We start from the raw sequence: 18,023 nt of genomic DNA, 5'->3' as shown, positions 1-18,023 counted from the left end.
AATTTGGGCAAAAGCTGCCGCCGCCTTACACAACTCAAAAATATAAAACCGTCTTGAAAGAAGGCCGTCTGAAACTTTTCAGACGGCCTCTACTACTACTTTACTCTGCTGCCGGTTTGTCCAACAGGGCTTTCATCGACAAACGAACCCGACCGCGGTCGTCTACCGCCAAAGCTTTCACATTAACTGTTTGGCCGATCTGCAAATAATCGCCGACGTTTTTCACACGCTCGTGAGCGATTTCGCTAATGTGTACCAAACCGTCTTTGCCCGGCATCACTGTTACGATTGCACCGACATTATTGTCGAGGATTTTCACCACAGTACCTTCGTATACCTTGCCCACTTCCACTTCGGCGGTAATTTCTTCGATGCGTTTTCTGGCTGCTTCGCCCGCTTCTGATGTAGTGGCGGCAATTGTTACTGTGCCGTCGTCTTCAATATTGATTTCGGTACCGGTCTCGGCAGTAATGGCGCGGATGGTTTCTCCGCCTTTACCAATGACTTCGCGAATTTTATCGGGGTTGATTTTCATGGTGTACAGGCGCGGGGCATGCTGCGACAATTCCTGCGGGCCATCAACGGCTTCTTTCATCTGCGCCAGGATGTGCAGGCGGGCTTCTTTAGCCTGATCCAACGCAATCTGCATGATTTCTTTGGTGATGCCTTGGATTTTGATGTCCATTTGCAGTGCGGTAACGCCTTCGGTCGTACCGGCCACTTTGAAGTCCATATCGCCCAAGTGGTCTTCATCGCCCAGAATATCGGTTAAGACGGCAAACTTGTTGTTTTCTAAAATCAAGCCCATCGCGATACCGGCCACGTGTGCTTTCAGCGGCACGCCGGCAGACAGCAGGCTCAAGCAGCCGCCACAGACGGAGGCCATAGAAGAAGAACCGTTGGATTCAGTGATTTCGGATACGACACGCATGGTGTAGCTGAAATCTTCCGGCTCGGGCAAGACGGCAATCAATGCGCGTTTTGCCAGGCGGCCGTGGCCGATTTCGCGGCGTTTGGGCGCACCCATGCGGCCGACTTCGCCGGTGGAATACGGCGGGAAGTTGTAATGCAGCATGAAGCGGTCGGTGTATTCGCCGGAGAGCGCGTCAATGATTTGCTCGTCGCGCGAAGTACCCAAAGTGGCTACGGCAAGGGCTTGGGTTTCACCGCGCGTAAACAGGGCGGAACCGTGGGTACGCGGCAGCACGCCGGTTTGAATATTGATCGGGCGGACGGTGCGGGTATCGCGGCCGTCGATGCGCGGTTGTCCGTCAAGAATCTGACCGCGGACCACATCGGCTTCCAGATGTTTGAAGATGCCTTTGATTTCATTGGCTGCCAACGTATCGGTGTCTTCGTTGATCAGCGCGGCCTCAACGGCCGACCATGCTTCGGCGATTTTCGCGCTGCGTGCCTGTTTGGAACGGATTTTGAAGGCTTCTGCAATGGTTGCGCCTGCGATTTCACGCACTTTGGCCACCAATTCTTCATTGGTTTCGGGTGCTTTCCAATCCCACACTTCGGGATTGACTTCGTCGGCGAATTCGTTGATGGCGGCAATGACGGCCTGCATTTGCTCATGACCGTACACCACTGCGCCGAGCATCACGTCTTCAGGCAGGATTTGCGCTTCGGATTCCACCATCAGAACGGCTTTTGCCGTACCGGCCACCACTAAATCCAACTGGGATTTTTCCAGCTCGGACTTGGTCGGGTTCAACAGATATGCGCCGTCTGCATAACCGACGCGTGCCGCACCGATGGGGCCGGCAAACGGTACGCCGCTCAATACCAATGCGGCGGACGCGCCGATCATGGCGGGAATGTCGGAATCGATTTCGGGATCAAGCGAAACCACCATGGCTACGATTTGAATGTCGTGATAGAAGCCTTCGGGGAACAACGGACGGATGGGGCGGTCGATCAGGCGGCTGGTGAGGATTTCTTTCTCGCTCTGTTTGCCCTCACGCTTGAAAAAACCGCCGGGGATTTTACCTGCGGCATAGGTGCGCTCGAGATAATCGACGGTCAGCGGGAAGAAGTCCTGCCCTGCTTTTACTTCTTTGTTGGCAGTAACGGCCACCAAGACAACGGTGTCGCCCATGGACACTTTAACCGCTGCCGCGGCTTGGCGGGCGATTTCGCCTGTTTCCAGCGTAACGGTATGTTTGCCGTATTGGAAGGTTTTGATATGTTTATCGAACATGTGAAGTCCTTTCGGTTTAGGCCGCAAAGCTAAAACACTAACACTGCACACTCGGCCGGGCGGTAATGCGCAGTGTTAGGGTTTCAGACTATGCGGCGGTTGGAAATAATGCGGCAGTTGCCAACTTGTTTTCAGACGACCTTTTTGAAGAATGAAAGGCCGTCTGAAAACTGACGGATTATGCCATAAAAGGCTGTTCAAGCGTAAGGCCGTCTGAAACTTTAACGGTTTTCAGACGGCCTGCCGTTCATATGCTATCTCTGATTTCGGTCTATACAGGCATTACAGGCTTTTTTCGGAAATATAAAGCAGACCCGCAAGCCGTTCGGCTGCATATTTTCCGCCTTGATGTTGCCGCAATGCTGTTCGACGATATGTTTGGCCAAGGCCAGTCCCAAACCTGTTCCCGGCTTGTTGCCGCTGCTGTCCGCGCGGTAAAAAGCGGTGAAAATATGCGGCAATTGGTTTTCAGCCACACCGGGGCCGTTATCGGTAACATCCATCAGCCAATTTTTCGCATCCTGCCCCATATGGACTTTGATGGTGCTGCCCTCGGGGCTGTAATTCATGGCATTGCGGATTACGTTGTCAAATGCGCGGTAGAGGTAGCTTTCATTGGCCAATATTTCGGCATCTTCAGGCATTTTTTCTATCACCAGCTCGACGATTTGGCCGTTTTTCTCCGCTAAAGTCTGACTGTCTTCCACCAGGTTCCGCATAAACGGTACCAGTTTCAAAGGCTCTTTTTCAAGTTTGACGTTGGCCGTTTCCAAACGCGACAAGGTCAGCAGTTCGCCCACCAGCGTGTCCATCCGCACCAGTTCGCTTTCCAAACGCTGCAAATATTGCTCCTGCTTCTGCGGCTGCGACTGTATCAGGCCGACAATCGCCTGCATACGCGCCAGCGGCGAACGCATTTCGTGCGAAACATGGTGCAATAAATGCCGCTCTTTGGCCACCAGCTGTTGCAATTGCTGCGCCATTTTGTCGAACTGGATGGCCAGCTGGGAGAGTTCGTCATCGCGGTTATCCATCAGCTGGGTAATGCGCGTTTCCAACTCCCCGGCCGCCAAACGCTTCATCCCTTGCCCGAGAATGCGTATGGGGCGCGTGATGTTGTTGGCCAGAATGTAGGCCAAAGCCAAGCCGACCAGGAAAATAAATCCCAAAATGATGATTTCATGCCACGTCTGTTCCAAAGGCAGGCCGGGGATATACAGCGGACTCGGACGACGCTGGATTTCCGTGCTGTCCCAATTGCGGATGAAAAACAGATATTCTTCGCCCCAGCGGCCGTATTCCAAATGAACGCTTTTACTGTCCGGATTTTCCAACGCATACTCCCGCGCTTTCTCAATCCGCTTGGGATCTACTTTCCGCCCGAGCAAGTCGCTCTGTTCGTCGCCGGTGATGATGAGGATTTTTTCCGGACCCTGCCCCTCATGCCAGCCCTGCAGCATTTCGCGCGCACCCGCTTCGCCGCGCACACGGAAAGCGGATACCGCATTGGCCAGCAGAATTTCGTCAATCGCACGCTGTTGGTTGAAATGGTTTTCGGCCTGCGACTGTTGAACCAGCCAGAATGAAAAACTCGCCACGAATATGGCGCAGATAATCACGGCGCAAAACGTGGCGAAGATACGTTGGAACAGCTTCATCTGAGCATCGGCTTTCTAATCAGTTTTTGACAAACAGATAGCCCAAACCGCGCACGGTTTGAATCAATGAAGCGTCGCCCAATTTGTGGCGGATACTGGAAATATGCACATCGATGCTGCGGTCGAATTTGGCCAGCTTGCGATCCAGCGCTTCGATGGAAAGGGTTTCCTTGCTGACAACCTGCCCTGCATGACGCATCAGCACTTCCAGCAGATTGAATTCGGTACTGGTCAATTCCAACGGGCCGTCGCCGATAGTGGCCTGCCGTTTCGACGGATAAAGGGTAACATTGCTGACCGACAGGCTGTTGGAAGCATTGCCCTGATCGTGCTGGTTTTGCGCCCTACGCAAAATGGCGTTGATACGCGCCAACAATTCGCGCGGGGTACTCGGTTTCGGCACATAATCGTCCGCACCCATTTCCAAGCCGATAATGCGGTCTATATCATCGCCTTTGGCCGTCAGCATGATAATCGGGATGCTGCTTTGCGCCCGCACGGTTTTCAATACGTCCAAGCCGTTCATTTTCGGCATCATGGAGTCGAGAACCACCACGTCGTACTGCCCGGACAAGATTTCCTGGACACCGGCCTCGCCGTCCGGCACACTGCGCACTTCCAAGCCTTCCGCGGTCAGGTATTCGGTCAGAAGTTCGGTCAACAAGGCATCATCGTCTACTAATAATACTCGGCTCATGGTTTAATCCTTTGCGGTTGGTGGATTCAAAATCTTTACATTTCCCATCTTAACATGCCGACTTCGGTTTTAGATAGCATATCGGCCACCTGGTTTGCGCTTTTTTGCAATAATGCAAGCACCTTAACATTTATTTTTTTCATGCCGTTCCGCGATAAGGCATTGCTAGAATATAGGAATATCAATTGTTTAAATACCCCGAGGTAAAAATTCAAACAATGCAGGCAGCATAGAAACAGCAACGGATACGGTATTTAAACGGCCTTTCCGGCCTTTATTGGCCCGCACTGTCCCGCCTCCCCGAAAACACGCGCCGTACAAATGCTTTCAGACGGCCTCAACCCGCTTGCAGCACCTGTTTAAATTTGTCCACCCCGTCGGCACGGCAGTATAATGCCTGCTGCACCGCCAGGCCGCCTGAAAGGTTTTTCAGACGGCCTCAACTCAATCACAGACAATAAGGCACTTCAATTATGGACGCATCGCAACTCACCCGAAACCTGGCCGGCATCGTCGGCGAAAAATACATCATCACCGACCCCGCGAAAACCGAACAATACCGTCAAGGCTACCGTTTCGGCGAGGGCAAGGCGTTGGCGGTGGTGCGCCCCGGAACCATTCTGGAAATGTGGAAAATTTTGCAGGCCTGCGTTGAAGCGGACGTGATTGTGATTACGCAGGCGGCGAATACCGGTTTGACGGGCGGCTCGACCCCCGACGGCAACGATTACGACCGCGACATCGTGATTGTAAACACCATGCGGATGAACATTATCCAAACCATCAACAACAACGAACAAGTTGTCTGCCTGCCCGGCTCGACCCTGAACCAGCTCGAATTGCTGCTGAAACCTTTGGGGCGCGAACCGCATTCGGTCATCGGCTCTTCATGTATCGGCGCGTCCGTCTTGGGCGGCGTGTGCAACAACTCCGGCGGCGCATTGGTGCAGCGCGGCCCGGCCTACACAGAAATGGCGCTGTTCGCCCAAATCAACAAAGAGGGCAAACTGGAGCTGGTCAACCATCTGGGCATAGATTTGGGCGATACGCCCGAAGAAATCCTGACCAATCTTCAAGGCCATCATTATCAGAGAAAAGACATCACGCAAGACGCGGGCAAAGGACACGACCATGCCTATTGCGACCATGTTCGCCAAGTGGACGAGCCGACCGCCGCGCGTTTTAATGCCGACCCGGCGCGCCATTACGAAGCGTCCGGTTGTGCGGGCAAACTGATGGTTTTTGCCGTTCGTTTGGACACTTTCCCGCAAGAAAAACAAACCGCCGTGTTCTACATTGGCACCAACGACATCAACGAACTGACCGACATCCGCCGCGCCGCCTTGGGCGAATTTGAAAGCCTGCCCGTTTCCGGCGAATACATCCATCGTGACGCTTTCGATATTGCCGACGTGTACGGCAAAGATACGTTCTACGTCATCAAAAAATTCGGTACGCACCAACTGCCGAAATTATTTGATTTCAAAGCCAAAGTTGACCGATTCGGCAAAAAAGTCAGCTTCCTACCCAAACATTTTTCCGACAAAGTCATGCAGTTCGTCAGCAAATACCTGCCCGACCACCTACCTAAATCCATGCGCGATTACCGCGACAAATACGAACACCATCTGATTCTGAAAATGGGCGGAAAAGGCGTCGATGAAGCGCGCGCGTTCCTGAAAGAGTATTTTGCACACCACGGCGGCGCGTTTTTCGAATGCAACGCCGAAGAAACCCAAGCTGCCATGCTGCACCGCTTTGCCGTCGCTTCCGCCGCCATCCGCTACCGCGCCGTGCATGATGACGAAGTGGAAGATTTGGTCGCGCTGGACATCGCCCTGCGCCGCGACGACCGCGATTGGTTTGAAAAACTGCCGCAGGAAATCGACAATAAAATCATCCACAAGCTCTACTACGGACATTTCATGTGCCACGTTTTCCATCAGGATTACATCATCAAAAAAGGCAACGACTGCATGGCATTGGAACACGAAATGCTGCATCTCTTAGACCAACGCGGCGCGCAATATCCCGCCGAGCACAACGTCGGCCATTTATACGAAGCGAAACCCGCGCTCAAACAGTTCTACCGCAAACTCGACCCGACCAACAGCTTCAATCCGGGTATAGGCAAAACCAGCAAGAAGAAAAACTGGGCCGAGTAAGACAATGAGGCCGTCTGAAAAACCGAAAACCATCCTTCAGACGGCCTCCATCACCTCAAACCGAACAAAAGAAAGGAAACCCATATGAGCACCCCGCAATCCGCCATCATCCCCGAAACCATTACCGCCGCCATCTACATCGAAGCCGACGTGCGCGATGCGGCGAAAGTCAAAACCGCCTGCCGCGAAGCCATCGCCGCACTGACCGACTGTCAAGCCCGTTTCCCCGGACACGAACTGGGTATGACCATCGCCTTCGGTGCGGATTTTTGGCGCAGCCTGAACCACAACGGCGAAGGCGAAGAAATCCGCCCGTTCGTGCTGCTGGGCAACGGCCTGTGCCCCGCCACCCAATGCGATTTGATGATACACATCCAATCCACCCATACCGGCCTGAACTACCTGCTGGCGGAAAAAGTGATGGCCGCCTTCGGCGAATCGGTTGAAATGAAAAACGAAACCCACGGCTTCCGTATGCCGGAAGAACGCGGCTTGGACGGCTTCGTAGACGGCACGGAAAACCCGCACGGCGACGAAAAAATCGCCTCCGTCGGCATCATTGCCGAAGGAGAAAGCGCGGGCGGCAGCTATGTGGTGCTGCAGCAATACCTGCACGACCTGAAAAAATGGGACAACATCAGCGTAACCGAACAAGAACAGGCCGTAGGCCGCAGCAAAGCCGACAACATCGAATTTCCCCGCGAAGAGCGGCTGCCCGATTCGCACCTGGGCCGTACCAACATCAAAGAAAACGGCGTCGGCCTGAAAATCGTCCGCCGCAGCCTGCCTTTCGGCCAAGTCGGCGGCGAACACGGCCTGCAATTCATCGCCTACTGCGCCAGCCTGCACAACATCGACGAACAGCTGAAATTTATGTTCGGCGAAAAAGACGGCAAAATCGACCTACTGCTGAAACACATGTCCACCGCCAAACGCAGTGCCTATTACTATGCGCCGAGCGTCGAGCGTCTGGCCGATTTGTAAGGCTTTGGAACGTTGAGGCCGTCTGAAACGGCAAATACAAAAATCAGGACAACGCGGCTTTGCATTGTCCTGATTTTGTTTGGTTCGGCCTTTTCAGACGGCCTCCATCCAACCGCCTACAAACCGCCCGAACCGACACCGTTGGCAATATCGCATACGGCGGTTACATACATCCGGCTGTGGTTGTACTGCCAAACCGCATAAAAATTATTCAGGCCGATATAGTATTCGTAAAGGCCGGGCGAAACTTCCAGCTTGAATAAAACCGCGCGCTCGTGATCGGCCACCGGCTCTTGGATTTCAACCCCCATCCGGCGCAACTGGCCGACGGTGTATTTCAACTCGGTTTTTTCCTCGATAACCGCCTCGAGCTTCGGAGTCGGTGTGAGCAGCACCGGAATCACCATTTTCCCGCCCGTCTTCCAACCGTGCGATTTCAGGTAATTCGCCACAGATGCGGCCACATCGGGTACGCTGCCCCAAATGTTCCTATGCCCGTCGCGGTCGTAATCCACCGCCCATTTGCGGTAACTCGAAGGCATAAATTGCGGCATACCCATCGCGCCGGCATAACTGCCGGTAAACCAGAACGGATCCTGATTTTCCTCTTTGCTCATCAGCAAGAGCTCGTGCAGCTCTTTTCGGAAGAAGTCCGCACGGCGCGGATAATCGAAAGCCAGCGTGGAAAGCGAATCGGCCAAACGGAAGCTGCCCATATTGCGGCCGTAATTGGTTTCGATGCCGACGATAGCGACGATGACTTCCGCCGGTACGCCGTATTCTCGCGCCACTTGGTCGATGACCTGGCGGTTTTTCATATAGAAATTGCGGCCGTCGGCGATTTTGGCCGCCCCCGCATTGCCTTTTTGGAATTCATACCACGGCCGCGACGTACCCGGCTTATTCATGATATTGATAATATTGGGTTTATACACCACACCATTAAAAAAGGCTTGGAGTTCGGCTTTATTGTAACGGCCGTTTGCCGCTTCAAAATCGATAAACCGCTGCACATTGTCGTTGCCGTTGAAACCCACCAGCGACACGGAGGCGGCAGACTCATCGAATTTCGGCATTTGCTGCATGGGGGTAACGGTTGTTTGCCGCACCACAGGCTCGGAAGCAGGTTTCTGCTCGGAGCTGCAAGCCGCCAGAATCAGTGCGGCGGCGAATAAGGGAAGTGTTTTTTTCATAATCCGTCCTTGTGTTTGGGTTGGCCGTAGCGCGCCCATATTGTCAGGCGGCGGTAAGCCTGCCGTCCGGCGGCATCCGCAGGCAGGCACTGGCGGATAACCCGCCCGCCCACGCGCCAGTGTAAAAAACAAACCGCGCGGTGAACCATGCTGCCCGGCAGAAGCACGGCCTCAAAAGCCGTTTGGTTCCGTCGCATCAGCAATGCCGCCCTGCCCTTGGCATCGATGCTGATGCGGGCAACCGAATCACGGCCGAAACCGCAGCCGGCATATAAGGCGTAGAGAAGCGAAAACGCCAAAGCGGCCAAACCTGCCGCCATCCGCCATCCTTCGAAATACAGCCCGCAGACGGCGATGGCAGCAACATGCAGGGCAACGACCAAAACAATCAGCATCCGCGAAGGCCTGACTTCGACGATAAACGGCTGCACGGTATTACATCATGTTGTCGAATACAGGCTCGATTTTGATGTCGGCATCATCCATATCCAACACCATATCGTGGATTTCGACATCGAAAAATTCCCAGAAAGCCTGTAAGCCCATATCTTGCGGCCAATGCTTCTGCGGCACTTCCCATGAAGAGACTTCCGCTTCGAAAATTTGGCGGTAACGTTCGTCGAAATAGCCGACCACCGCTTCCGGCATATCGAACTCGGGCACCAAAAACACCGAGCAGTTGCTGCGTATCTGCTCCAACGTCAATTCGGGCATATTTTCATCGGTGGACTTCAGCCAATCGAGGAATTTCTGCGTCGGTTTCAGCACCACGGCACTGCGGTCTACAAAATACATATCGTTTCCTTACAACAAAGGCAGGGGATTGTACTGGATAACAGGCCGTCTGAAAACGAAGCTTCCGCCAGGAAGCGGAGTTTCTGCGGAGCTAAAACGAAGCTTCCGTCAGGAAGCGGAGTTTCTGCGAAGCTAAAACGAAGCCGCAGCACGACAATAGCGGTTACGCCAAACAGCCGCCCGCGCCCGCTCCAAACTTTCAGACGGCCTCTACACCTTGCTTTCCCGTATAATCCCCGTTTTCAGCCGTTTCAGACGGCCTCTTTACCTTACCCAGCCATGAAAGCACAAAACCGAGAGCTTTTAGGGTCGGCCTGGATGATTGCCGCCGCCCTGTTTTTCACCTTGATGAACCTCTGCATCAAAGCCGCCCATCAAAAATTCGGCATGGGCAGCGGCGAGCTGGTTTTCTGGCGCATGCTGTTTGCCGCCGTGGTGCTGGGCGGGCTGGCCAAATTGCAGGGAAAAACCTTTTCCACGCCGAACCTGCCGCGCCACCTCAACCGCAGCGTCGTCGGCACAGTGGCCATGATGTGCAACTTCTATGCCGTGATGCACCTGTCGCTGGCCACCGGCGTAACCCTCTCCTATACCTCCTCGATTTTCCTCGCCGTCTTGTCGTTTATCGTGCTGCGCGAACGGATTTCGCTCTATATGCAGGGCGTACTGTTGCTGGGCTTTGCCGGCGTGGTCCTGCTGCTGCACCCGTCGGTGGGCGGCGGGCAGGTTTTCGCCGCATCCGTCGGCCTATGCGGCGGCCTGCTGTCGGGCTGGGCATATTTGCAGGTGCGCGAACTTTCCCTGGCGGGCGAACCGGCCTGGCGGGTAGTGTTCTACCTCTCGCTGGTCGGCATGATAATGGGCGCGGTGCTGGCCACGTTTACCGGCTGGCACCACCCTTCCCTGCAATCGCTGCCCTACCTGCTCGGCATCGGCGCGTCTGCCATGCTGGCGCAGCTGACCATGACCCACGCCTACGCCGTCGGCCGGAAATTCACCGTTGCCGCGCTGGCTTATCTGACCGTCGTCTTTTCCACACTGTCCGGCATTGTGCTGTTTAACGAGCAAATCGGCTGGCAGGAATGGCTGGGTATCGGTATTATTATCGTCGGCGGCATTTTGAGCGGTTTGAAAAAATAAACTCCCATAACAGAAAGGCTGAATCATGATTTCCATCCGAGAACAAAGCTACGGCTTGAACGTCGCGCTCTACAACGAATTTACCCTCGAAGATTTCCGCGAGTTGGAACAAGCCATACTTCAAGCCGTCGAACGCGTCCACCGCCCCGACCTGCTGCTGGATTTGAGCATGTTGAAAGACTTCACCATCGATATGGCTTGGGAGCAGTTGAAATTCGTCAACGCGCACGACAAAGACTTCGGCCGCATCGCCATTGTGGTGGACGACATCTGGATCAAATTCGCTACCCACATCTCCGACCTGCTGACCCGCACCCACCCGAAATACTTCGACACCGCCGCCGAAGCTCAGGCTTGGCTGTTGGGCGAATAAGTCCCGGATAAACCATAAAGGCCGTCTGAAAACGCTTTTTGCCGCGAAGCGTTTTTCAGACGGCCTCTCTTTGTTTGCCCCGCCGGCAAAACATTCCTATAATCCGCATCTTTAAACAACACGATAAAAAAGGAACACAACCATGACTGACCTGAGCATCTGGCAAAACGCCCCGCTGAACAACATCACTGCCCACATCGTCCCCCGCTATCACGACACCCACCGCAGCCAAATGGCCGAAATGCTGGAACTGGGCGAAAAAGTGGCCGAAGTGCACACCGGCAGCTTTCCCGAAGATTTCGTCCCGCTGGTGCAGGCGATTCAAAACGAATTGCTGAGCCACATGATGAAAGAAGAACGCATCCTGTTCCCCATGATAGACCAAGGCGCGGGCAGCGGTGCGGCCATGCCCATCCGCATGATGATGCACGAACACGACGACCATCAGGGCGCGATTGCCCAACTGCGCAGCCTGACCAACGACTTCACCCCGCCGGAAAACGCCTGCGGCTCATGGCAGCGGCTGTACGCCCTGGCCAAAGAATTCACCGACGATTTGGCCGACCACATCGAACTGGAAAACAACATCCTCTTCGCCCGCACCCTGAACGGCTGAGCCCTGCCCCAGAGGCCGTCTGAAAAGACAAAACCCGCCGTCAGGCGTATAGTTTCGGGCGTTTTGCACCACCTGCAAAACGCCCGGATTTCATTTTCCGCCTTTTCAGACGGCCTCACGAATCCGGCATCGCAACAAAAAAGGAGGAGCAGCATGAAACTGAACGACAACACCCTGTTCAAAACCGAATGCCTGATTGACGGCACATGGCGGCATGCCGAAAGCGGCCGCACCCTGTCCGTGCGCAACCCCGCCACAGGCGAGCACTTGGCCGACGTACCCGATATGGGTGAAAGCGAAACCCGCGCCGCAGTTGCCGCCGCAGCCGCCGCGCAAAAAGACTGGGCGGCACGCCCCGCCGCCGAACGCAGCCGCATCCTGCGCCGCTGGTTCGACCTGATGACGGCGCACCAAGACGACCTGGCGCGCATCCTGACCGCCGAACAAGGCAAGCCGCTGGCCGAAGCGCGCGGCGAAATCGCCTACGGCGCATCCTATATCGAATGGTTTGCCGAAGAAGCCAAGCGCGTTTACGGCGACACCATCCCCGCCCCGCGTGCCGATCAGCGCATCAGCGTCATCCGCCAACCCGTCGGCGTGTGCGCCGCCATCACGCCGTGGAACTTCCCCAACGCCATGATTACCCGCAAAGCCGCGCCCGCACTGGCGGCAGGCTGCACCTTCATCGTCCGCCCCGCATCGAAAACACCGCTGTCCGCGCTGGCGGTTGCCGAACTCGCCCAACGGGCCGGCATTCCCGCGGGCGTGTTCAACGTCATCACCGGCTCGTCCCGCGCCATCGGCGGCGTGCTGACAGGCGACGAACGGGTACGCAAGTTCAGTTTCACCGGCTCGACCGAAGTCGGCCGCGAACTGATGGCCCAATGTGCCGCCACGGTGAAAAAAATCTCGCTGGAACTGGGCGGCAACGCGCCGTTCATCGTTTTCGACGATGCCGACATCGACGCCGCCGTACAAGGCGCGCTGGCCAGCAAATTCCGCAACGCGGGGCAAACCTGCGTCTGCGCCAACCGCTTCTACGTCCAAAGCGGCGTGTATGACGAGTTTGCCGCCAAACTCACGGCGGAAGTGGAAAAACTGAAAGTCGGCAACGGCATGGACGAAGGCACGGACATCGGCCCGCTGATTGACGAAGCTGCCGTCTCACATGTGGAACGCCTGTTGGACGACGCGCGCGCCAAAGGCGGAAAAATCTTATGCGGCGGTTTTTCAGACGGCCTATTCGTCCGACCCGCCGTCATCGCCGGCCCAACGCGTGAAATGGCGGTGGCAGAAGAAGAAATCTTCGGCCCCGTCGCCCCGCTGTTCCGCTTCGAAAGCGAAGAAGAAGCCGTGCGGCTGGCCAACGATACCGAATACGGCCTGGCATCGTATCTGTACAGCCGAGACATCGGCCGCATCACCCGCGTATCCGAAGCCTTGGAATACGGCATGGTGGCGGTGAACACAGGCATGCTGTCCAACGCGGCCGCCCCCTTCGGCGGTGTGAAGCAATCGGGCATGGGGCGCGAAGGCTCGCGCTACGGCATGGATGAATACCTGGAAATGAAATACATCGTTACCGCAGGCATTTAGGCCGTCTGAAAGGCAGTTTGAGACAAAAAGGCCGTCTGAAATATCTTTTCAGACGGCCTTTTTTATCCGTTCAAACCATGACCCATTCACTTAAATTCCGATACGTTAGCCCGAACCAATCCGCTTCGCCATCTCAACGCAAGCGGGAATAGCGATAGGGAGGATTGTTATTCGAACTTGCCGCAACACTCCTTCATGCCGTTTTCGCAGCGCACGGCTCGGGACTCGAGGGTCTGCCGCAGCAGCAAATCGTTTTTCGGCAAAGAGGCGCGCTCTTCTTCTCGATGCCAAAGATGATAGGCCAGTCCGCCGAATTTCAGGTTGGTGCGGCCGAGGCCGGAATGATAAAGGCGGGCGGCAAACTCGCTGTCTTCCCTGCCCCAGCCGACAAAGCGGTTGTCGAAGCCGTTTACGGCTGCCGCATCCTTCAGGAAAAAACCCATGTTGCAGCTTTTAATCGATTTCATGCTGCTGCCTGCGGGCAAAGCCGTCAGCAGCATCAGGCTGGGGCAGCGGATGGCGGCGTGTTTCTTCATGATGCCCTGCGAATAGAAAGGCGGCTTGAACGGCACGGGCAGGGGCGAAGAGAGCAACGCGGCGGTGGCGGCCTCGGTCAGCAGCACGCGGCTGCCCTGAACCCAACGTCCTTCCCGCGCCACGGCCAGGTGGTCGGCGATAAATTCGGGATGCAGCACCATGTCCCCGTCAATGAGCACGATGTAAGGCCCTTGCGCCGCCGCCAGTGCGCGGTTGCGCGATTGTGCCGCGCGGAAGCCTTGGTCTTCCTGCCAAACGTGTTTGACCGGTATCGGGGAGGTTTTTGCAAACCGCCCGACCGTTTCAGCAGTGTCCGCACCCGAGCCGTCGTCGGCGACGATGATTTCCGCCGGCGGGACGGTTTGCTGCAAAACGGACTGTAAAACCAGATGCAGTGCGTCGGGGCGGTTGTAGGTGGTAACAATCAGGCTGGCGCGCATTTTAGAGTTTTCCGTCGGATTTATAGAGGGTGTAGAGTTTGACGTATTTGGTCATGGTGTAGAAATAGTGGTTGACCGACAGTATCCATCCCATTTTGCCGTCCAGAAAACCGCGGTCGAAAATATAGACTTTGATAAACGCCCAAATCGGCCGCAATACGATGTCTTTCCAGAAGCCGACCGGTTTGCCCGCGTCTTTGTATTTCTCTGCCGACAGTTTGGTGTATTTGTTGAATTTGTTGAAATATTGGTCCCAGTTGTCGTAGGTGTAGTGTAGCAGGAAGTGTTGCAGTTTTTTGTCCGCGTAGGGATGCAGGATGGCGGGATGGACGTAGCCTTCGACCCGCACGCCCTCCGTCGGCATCAGGCGGCAGACGTAATCCGGCCGCAACACGCCGTGTACGGCTTTGTTGTGGCGGAAGCGGTTTTGCCGTCTGAGCCAATAGGCGGCTTTTTCGCCTTTTTCCACCGTTCGGGCGATTTCTTCGGCCGCCTCGGGCGTGCAGCGTTCGTCGGCATCGATGAAGAAAATCCAGCCGCAGCGCGCCTGTTCGACGGCGAAGGTCTGCTGTCCGCCCCAGTCGCCGTCCATGGCGCGGCGTATGACCCTCGCGCCGCATGCTTCGGCGATTTTTTCGGTGTCGTCAGTGCTGAAGTCGTCGATGACGATGACTTCTCCGGCAAAAGTGCAGCTTTCGATGCATTCGCGGATGTTTGCCTCTTCGTTTCTGGCCAAAATCAGTACGCTGATGTCGCTCGCCATGGGTCTGCCCTCATTCGTCGTCCGTTGGAAAGGCCGTCTGAAAATACGGCGGTGCGGTGTTGCCGAACCGTGCCCCGGTGTTTTCGGACGGCCTGCATGGTTTAATGGTTGATGCGGTTGCGTTCGCGCTCTTCGCGCCCTTCTTTAATCGCACCGATCAAGAAATAAATACCGGCCGCGATGAAGGCGGCCACGGTAACGGCGGTAAAGATAAAGAGAAAATTCTGCATGATGGAATCCTGACATTTTCGGCAGGCGCGAGTGTACCCGCTTGACGCGGGCAAAACAACCGCCTCCCGCGCCGCCATACCCGCTAACGGATGACTTCCGCCCAGTCGCGTTCGAAATAATTGACCAGCATTTGGTTGTTCAGATAATTCGCCTCCACCGGCCGCCGCGCCATATCGGGCGGGAAGTCGAACATTTCGGCAGCGGTTTCCCCGTTCAGATAGCGGGTGGGGACGGAGAACGCGGCGGGAACGGGGAAGCGGTTTTCACGGCCGGCCAGCACAAAGCCCCATTCGCCGAACGAAGGGACGTAAACGTGATACGGCGCGGTATGCAGCCCTGCGGCCTCCAGCGTGGCCACCACCGACCAATAGGCGTTGGGCGCGAAATAGGGCGAGGTGGACTGGACGACGATTTTGCCCTGCGGCGCAAGACGGCGGGCGACCAGGCGGTACATCGGCACGGAATACAGTTTGCCGAGCGAGAAGTTGGAGGGGTCGGGCAGGTCGATGATGATGACGTCGAAACGGCCTTCGTTTTCCTCCAGCCATTTTGCCGCGTCGTCATTGACGACTTTGGTTTTCGGGTGCGACAGCGAACCTTGGTTCAGGCTGCTCAGTGTGGCCGACGTGCGGAAGGTTTTGGTCATTTCGGGATCCAAATCCACCAGCGTGAGCTGTTTTACCTGCGGGTATTTCAGCACTTCCCGCGCGGCCAGTCCGTCGCCGCCGCCCAAAATCAACACGTTTTCCGCCTTTTGCACCATCTGCATGGCGGGCAGCACCAGGGCTTCGTGGTAACGCGCTTCGTCGCGCGAAGAAAATTGCAGGTTGCCGTTGATGTAGAGCCGCGTATCGTTTTTCCACTGCGTTACCACCAGCCGCTGGTAGGGCGAATGGCTTTCAAACACCACCGGATCGCCGAAATAACTCTGTTCGGCGCGGAAGGTAATGCGGTTGGCGTAGGCAAAGGCCAGCAGCAGGAACATCAGCACCGTCCATCCGCGGATTTGCAGCCCCCGGTAATTTTTCAGACGGCCTTTGAAGATGCGGGCGGTCAGCAGCGCGACGGCGGCATTCAATATGCCGAACAGCAGGGCCGAACGCGCCATGCCCAGCCGCGGGGCGAGCACCAGCGGGAACAGCAGCGAAACCGCCAGCGCGCCGAGATAGTCGAAAGTCAGCACCTTGGACACCAGCTCTTTGAAGTCCGCCTCTTCGCGGTTCAACACCCGCATCACCAGCGGAATCTCCATGCCCACCACCGTTCCGACCACCAGCACCAGCGCGTACAGCAGCGTGCGGAACGGCGCGGCGGCCAGCCCGAAGGCCACAAACAAGGCCAAGGCCGATATGCCGCCGATAACGCCCACCAGCAGCTCGATTTCGATAAAGCGGCGCAGGGTGTCTTCGTCTTTGATGTACTTAGTCAGATGCGCCCCGATGCCCATGGCGAACAGATAAAGGCCGATAATCGAGGAAAACTGCAAAATGCTGTCGCCGAGCAAGTAGCTGGCCAGCGCGGCCATAATCAGCTCGTAAGCCAAACCGCAGCTTGCGACGACGAAAACGGAAACAATCAGCGTGCGGTTGAGTTTCATGTCTTTCAGACGGCCTGTGGGGAAAAGCGGCGATTATATAGCGGATAACGCCATTTTTCGACACGGCGGAGCGGGCGGGGAAATTCCCGACCCTGCGGGCAAATGGGTTAAAATGCCGCCCTTACGCAACCTGATTCCGAATTTATGGCCCGCCATCCCTACCACCGCCTGCGCCCCGCGCGCCCCGCCATGCCCGAAGTCGGCATTTCCGAAACCGGCAACATCCGCTCCCTCCATCTGGGCAGCGACACCATCCAAAGTTCGATGAACCTCGACAATCCGACCGAGCTGGTTTTATCGTACAGCCGCGCGATGATGGCCTGGCTGCTGTTTGCCGACCCGCCCGTCCACATCACGCAAATCGGGCTGGGCGGCGGTTCGTTCGCCCGCTGGATAGACGCCTGCCTGCCCGACTGCCGCCAAACTGCGGTGGAAATCAACCCGAACGTCATCGCCGTGGCGCGCGGCCTGTTCGAGCTGCCGTTTGAAGGGGAAACATTCGAAATCGTCGAGGCCGACGGCGCGCAATACGTCAAAACCCTGCGCGGCGGCACCGACATCATCCTGACCGACGGTTTCGACGGCGAACAGATTATCGACGATTTGGTCAGCCCCGGATTTTTTGCCGACTGCCGGCAGGCTTTGTCGGACAAAGGCATTTTTATGACCAACTGGTGGAGCGGCGACAAACGCTATCCGCGCTTTGTTGCCGATTTGAAGGAAGCGTTTGACGGAAGAGTATTGGAAGTGCCGGCGGAAAGCCACGGCAACATTGCCGTGATGGCCTTCCGGCAAACTCCGGCGGAACTGAATCTCGACTCGCTGAAAAAACGGGCGGAACAGCTGGCGCGGCAATATCCGCTCGACTTCCCCGCCCTGTTCTCCGCCCTCAAATCCGCCAATCCGCACAACGGCAAACACCTGCATTTCTGATTTACCATCCGATGCCCATGCGACAGGCAGAAAGGCCGTCTGAAAACTTCGCTTCCTTCGGGAAATCCGTTTTAGCTCCGCAGAAACTCCGCTTCCTGG

Annotated in this window: 17 protein-coding genes; 7 read left to right on the top strand and 10 right to left on the bottom strand. The window is 56.1% G+C overall.

From position 1 onward, the window contains the following. Positions 1-100: 100 nt before the first annotated feature. The 3 genes from pnp to HMPREF3107_RS04135 form a co-directional block, all read right to left on the bottom strand. Positions 101-2,206, bottom strand: coding sequence for a polyribonucleotide nucleotidyltransferase (pnp, locus tag HMPREF3107_RS04145; protein ID WP_070453821.1), 2,106 nt, complete (start codon positions 2,204-2,206; stop codon positions 101-103). Positions 2,207-2,460: 254 nt separating this feature from the next. After that, on the bottom strand, positions 2,461-3,864 hold the full coding sequence (locus tag HMPREF3107_RS04140; RefSeq protein ID WP_070453820.1) for a HAMP domain-containing sensor histidine kinase: 1,404 nt from the start codon (positions 3,862-3,864) through the stop codon (positions 2,461-2,463). A gap of 19 nt (positions 3,865-3,883) precedes the next feature. Beyond that, positions 3,884-4,561: a response regulator transcription factor gene (locus tag HMPREF3107_RS04135; protein ID WP_003774461.1), complete on the bottom strand. Its 678-nt coding sequence runs from the start codon at positions 4,559-4,561 to the stop codon at positions 3,884-3,886. Between the two features lie 473 nt (positions 4,562-5,034). On the opposite strand from HMPREF3107_RS04135, the gene dld reads away from it, so the two are divergent. Together dld and HMPREF3107_RS04125 are read left to right on the top strand one after the other, a co-directional pair. Further along, on the top strand, positions 5,035-6,726 hold the full coding sequence (gene dld, locus HMPREF3107_RS04130) for a D-lactate dehydrogenase (RefSeq protein WP_070453818.1): 1,692 nt from the start codon (positions 5,035-5,037) through the stop codon (positions 6,724-6,726). Between the two features lie 84 nt (positions 6,727-6,810). Further along, on the top strand, positions 6,811-7,710 hold the full coding sequence (locus HMPREF3107_RS04125; protein ID WP_070453815.1) for a Dyp-type peroxidase: 900 nt from the start codon (positions 6,811-6,813) through the stop codon (positions 7,708-7,710). Positions 7,711-7,826: 116 nt separating this feature from the next. Here HMPREF3107_RS04125 and mltB read toward each other — a convergent pair whose 3' ends face one another. From mltB to HMPREF3107_RS04110, 3 genes are read right to left on the bottom strand one after another with little or no spacing between them, the layout of a single operon-like run. Continuing rightward, the gene (gene mltB, locus HMPREF3107_RS04120; protein WP_070453813.1) at positions 7,827-8,903 is read right to left on the bottom strand and encodes a lytic murein transglycosylase B; all 1,077 of its coding nucleotides are present in this window, start codon (positions 8,901-8,903) and stop codon (positions 7,827-7,829) included. Beyond that, positions 8,900-9,334, bottom strand: coding sequence for a protein YgfX (locus HMPREF3107_RS04115; RefSeq protein WP_070453811.1), 435 nt, complete (start codon positions 9,332-9,334; stop codon positions 8,900-8,902). The genes mltB and HMPREF3107_RS04115 overlap by 4 nt, the downstream gene beginning before the upstream one ends. A gap of 4 nt (positions 9,335-9,338) precedes the next feature. Then, on the bottom strand, positions 9,339-9,698 hold the full coding sequence (locus tag HMPREF3107_RS04110; RefSeq protein ID WP_070453809.1) for a hypothetical protein: 360 nt from the start codon (positions 9,696-9,698) through the stop codon (positions 9,339-9,341). Positions 9,699-9,977: 279 nt separating this feature from the next. Between HMPREF3107_RS04110 and HMPREF3107_RS04105 the strand changes: the two genes are divergently transcribed. From HMPREF3107_RS04105 to HMPREF3107_RS04090, 4 genes are all read left to right on the top strand, one after another. Further along, entirely contained in the window at positions 9,978-10,838 is an 861-nt protein-coding gene (locus HMPREF3107_RS04105; RefSeq protein ID WP_070453807.1) for a DMT family transporter, read from the top strand. A 25-nt stretch (positions 10,839-10,863) separates the two neighbouring features. After that, entirely contained in the window at positions 10,864-11,211 is a 348-nt protein-coding gene (locus HMPREF3107_RS04100; protein ID WP_070453805.1) for a SpoIIAA family protein, read from the top strand. Between the two features lie 142 nt (positions 11,212-11,353). Then, complete coding sequence (locus HMPREF3107_RS04095; RefSeq protein ID WP_070453804.1) at positions 11,354-11,827, top strand: hemerythrin domain-containing protein; 474 nt, start codon at positions 11,354-11,356, stop codon at positions 11,825-11,827. Positions 11,828-11,980: 153 nt separating this feature from the next. After that, the gene (locus tag HMPREF3107_RS04090) at positions 11,981-13,423 is read left to right on the top strand and encodes an NAD-dependent succinate-semialdehyde dehydrogenase (RefSeq protein WP_070453802.1); all 1,443 of its coding nucleotides are present in this window, start codon (positions 11,981-11,983) and stop codon (positions 13,421-13,423) included. A 167-nt stretch (positions 13,424-13,590) separates the two neighbouring features. Here the strand turns inward: HMPREF3107_RS04090 and HMPREF3107_RS04085 are convergent, their stop codons facing one another. The 4 genes from HMPREF3107_RS04085 to HMPREF3107_RS04075 form a co-directional block, all read right to left on the bottom strand. Then, positions 13,591-14,400 carry a glycosyltransferase family 2 protein gene (locus HMPREF3107_RS04085; RefSeq protein WP_070453800.1) on the bottom strand — a complete coding sequence of 270 codons (810 nt, stop codon included), beginning with the start codon at positions 14,398-14,400 and terminating at the stop codon, positions 13,591-13,593. Position 14,401: 1 nt separating this feature from the next. Continuing rightward, on the bottom strand, positions 14,402-15,163 hold the full coding sequence (locus HMPREF3107_RS04080; protein ID WP_070453797.1) for a glycosyltransferase family 2 protein: 762 nt from the start codon (positions 15,161-15,163) through the stop codon (positions 14,402-14,404). 101 nt (positions 15,164-15,264) lie between these two features. After that, positions 15,265-15,393: a hypothetical protein gene (locus HMPREF3107_RS12690; protein ID WP_256205697.1), complete on the bottom strand. Its 129-nt coding sequence runs from the start codon at positions 15,391-15,393 to the stop codon at positions 15,265-15,267. A gap of 83 nt (positions 15,394-15,476) precedes the next feature. Continuing rightward, positions 15,477-16,991 carry a polyamine aminopropyltransferase gene (locus tag HMPREF3107_RS04075; protein ID WP_070453795.1) on the bottom strand — a complete coding sequence of 505 codons (1,515 nt, stop codon included), beginning with the start codon at positions 16,989-16,991 and terminating at the stop codon, positions 15,477-15,479. 144 nt (positions 16,992-17,135) lie between these two features. Between HMPREF3107_RS04075 and HMPREF3107_RS04070 the strand changes: the two genes are divergently transcribed. Continuing rightward, entirely contained in the window at positions 17,136-17,924 is a 789-nt protein-coding gene (locus HMPREF3107_RS04070) for a polyamine aminopropyltransferase (RefSeq protein WP_040666352.1), read from the top strand. Positions 17,925-18,023: the final 99 nt, after the last annotated feature.

This window comes from Neisseria sp. HMSC31F04, from assembly GCF_001807735.1.
In the GTDB taxonomy this organism is placed as follows: Bacteria; Pseudomonadota; Gammaproteobacteria; order Burkholderiales; family Neisseriaceae; genus Neisseria; species Neisseria elongata.
This window is presented reverse-complemented; position numbering and strand designations above follow the sequence as displayed.